The sequence below is a fragment of the Natronococcus sp. genome, from assembly GCF_047921035.1.
Taxonomy (GTDB): Archaea; Halobacteriota; Halobacteria; order Halobacteriales; family Natrialbaceae; genus Natronococcus.
Map to the genome: position 1 here is coordinate 1 of NZ_JBLRWX010000193.1, position 2,617 is coordinate 2,617.

At 61.2% G+C, this 2,617-nt stretch carries 2 protein-coding genes and 1 pseudogene; 2 read left to right on the forward strand and 1 reads right to left on the reverse strand.

Features of this window, described 5'->3' with window-relative positions:
- Nucleotides 1–657: pseudogene (locus ACNA7R_RS19975) on the forward strand (methylmalonyl Co-A mutase-associated GTPase MeaB); the annotation flags it as partial.
- A 24-nt stretch (nucleotides 658–681) separates the two neighbouring features.
- Here ACNA7R_RS19975 and ACNA7R_RS19980 read toward each other — a convergent pair.
- Nucleotides 682–1,824, reverse strand: coding sequence for an acyl-CoA dehydrogenase (locus ACNA7R_RS19980; RefSeq protein WP_416285293.1), 1,143 nt, complete (start codon nucleotides 1,822–1,824; stop codon nucleotides 682–684).
- A 119-nt stretch (nucleotides 1,825–1,943) separates the two neighbouring features.
- On the opposite strand from ACNA7R_RS19980, the gene ACNA7R_RS19985 reads away from it, so the two are divergent.
- Nucleotides 1,944–2,423: a MaoC/PaaZ C-terminal domain-containing protein gene (locus ACNA7R_RS19985; RefSeq protein WP_416285294.1), complete on the forward strand. Its 480-nt coding sequence runs from the start codon at nucleotides 1,944–1,946 to the stop codon at nucleotides 2,421–2,423.
- The last annotated feature ends 194 nt before the right edge of the window (nucleotides 2,424–2,617 follow it).

The window sequence follows — 2,617 nt, forward strand, 5'->3', positions numbered from 1 at the left end:
GGGAAGGACAAGATCGTCATCGAGACCGTCGGCGCCGGACAGAACGAGATCGACATCGTCCGTACCGCCGACACCGTCGCCGTCCTCGTCCCGCCAGGATCAGGTGACGAGATCCAGACGCTGAAGGCAGGAATCCTCGAAATCGCGGACGTCTTCGTCGTTAACAAGGCCGACCGCGACGGCACCGATCGGACCGTCCAAGAGCTCCGGGACATGATCCAGCTCGATTCTGGCGATGGCTACGGCAGCGATGGCGGCACTCACCACAGCCAAGAAGTCATCGACGCCCACGACGATTGGGACCCGGGAGACAACGAGGACAAAGCCACAGGATGGACGACGCCTATCGTCGAGACGGTCGCCACGCGTGGTGAGGGTGTCGAGGAACTACTCGACGAGTTCGAGGCCCACCGCGAGTACCTCGTCGACTCCGACGAACGCGCCGCACAGGTCCGCCAGCGCTACACCGAGGAGATTCGAACCCTGTTGCGCGAGGACGTTCACGCCATGCTCGAGGAGGAACTCGAGGCCGCCGGCGGCATCGATGACCTCGCCGAATCGGTCCGACGGGGCGAGACCGATCCCTACTCGATCGCCGGCGACCTGCTGGAACCGGTCGAGAACTGCGTCGGAGAACTCCGCGTCGACGAAGGGTGAGGATCGGCGCCTCGAACCGCTTGCTCAGTTCAGTAGTTCTCGAGCGATCGTGTTTCGAAGGACCTCGCTGGTCCCCTCGTAGATCTCGTTGAGCTTCGCGTCTCGGTAGAACCGTTCGGCCGGGAAGTCCTTGGTATAGCCGTAGCCGCCGTGAATCTGGATCCCCTCGTTTGCCACTTCGCGGCTCACCTCGCTGGCGTACAGCTTGGCCTGTGCCGCCTCCTTGACGAAGTTCTCGCCGCGGATCTTCCTGTCGGCGGCGTCGTGCATGAGCAACCGCGCGGCGCGGGTCTTCGTGTCCATGTCGGCCAGTTTGTGCTGGATCGCTTGGAAGTCCGAGATTGGCTGATCGAACTGCTCGCGGTCCTGGCTGTATCTCGTCGCCTCGTCGAGGGCCGCCTGCGCGATTCCGATCGAGCGGGCGGCGATAGTGATCCGGCCGCCGTTTAAGGTCTTCAGCGCCTGGACGAAGCCGTCGCCCTCGTCGCCGAGCAGTCGGTCCTCGGGAATCCAGAGGTCATCGAACCGCAGTTCGGCGGTCGGACAGCCCTTATCGCCGAGTTTCTCCTCCGTGCCCTCGACGATGAAGCCGTCGTCCTCCTCGGGCCGGACAATGAACGACGAAATACCCTTGTTCCCCGCTTCGGGGTCGGTCTTGGCGAACAGCGTCACCGTGTCGGCGACCGAACCGTTCGAGATCCACAGCTTCCCGCCATTGATGCGGTACCCGTCGCCATCTCTCTCTCCGATCGTCTCCATGGCCGGTACGTCGCTGCCCGCTCCCGCCTCTGAGAGCGCGAACGCACCGATGTCCGTTCCCTCGGCCAGCGGCGTGAGGAACTCTTTACACTGGGATTCGTTCCCGAACTGGTAGACCATGTTACCCGCCAGCGAGATGTGGGCTGCGACGATCGTTCCCAAGCCACCTGACCCGCGGGATATCTCTTCCAGTGCCGCCGGATAGGCGTGATAGTCGAGGCCGGCACCGCCGTACTCCTCGGGGAACGGCATCCCCATTAGCCCAAGTTCAGCGAGTTCGTCGACCAGTTCTCGGGGAAACTCGTCGTTTTTGTCGATTTCGTCGGCGATCGGAACTACTTCCTCGTCGACGAACTCTGTAACCATCTCGACTATCTGTCGCTGTTCGTCGGTAAAGCGGAAGTCCATGCTAGACGTATTCACCCGTTTCGCCTATAGATGTTCCTCTTCCCGAGGGGACCCCGCCATCTTCTCGTCGCGTGTGAATAGAGACAAAAATATATGAGAGTGGTCGGAGACAAGCCGGTATGGTATACAGTTACAAGCCACATCACTTCGAAGAGTTCGAGGAGGGACAGACGTTCCGGAGTCCCGGTCGGACGATCACTGAAACAGACGTCGTAATGCACGCGGCGACGACTAGTGACTGGAACGAACTTCACACGAACGAGGAGTTCGCGCGGGAACGCGACTTTGACGGCCGGATCGTCCACGGACCGATGACGTTCGTGCAGGCGATCGGGATGGTCATGCGAATTGGCATCCTCGAGCGGACCGCCTACGCGTTTCTCGGCATGAACTACATGGACCTTCCGGACCCGGTCCGTATCGGTGATACGGTCTCAGTGGATATCGAGGTTGCCGAGACGAAGGCGCTGGAGAGTCGCGACGACGTGGGATTGGTGGTCTTCGAGACGGAAATGACCACCCAAGAGGAGACCGTCGTCTTCCAGGGTGATCTGAAGTTCTTCGTACTCAAAACCGATCAGACAGAGTTCGGCTCCTGAACGGCACCGTGCCGGATCGCACCGCAGCTATCGTCAGCACGGGCGCCCTTATCGGCAGTCAGCCGGTACTCCTCCTCAGCGAACATCGACTTCTCGGAAGAACGAGCGGACCTCCTCGACGAACAGGTCGGGGACCTCCATCGCCGCGAAGTGGCCCCCTTCGGGCATTTTGTTCCAGCGGACGATGTCGTAGA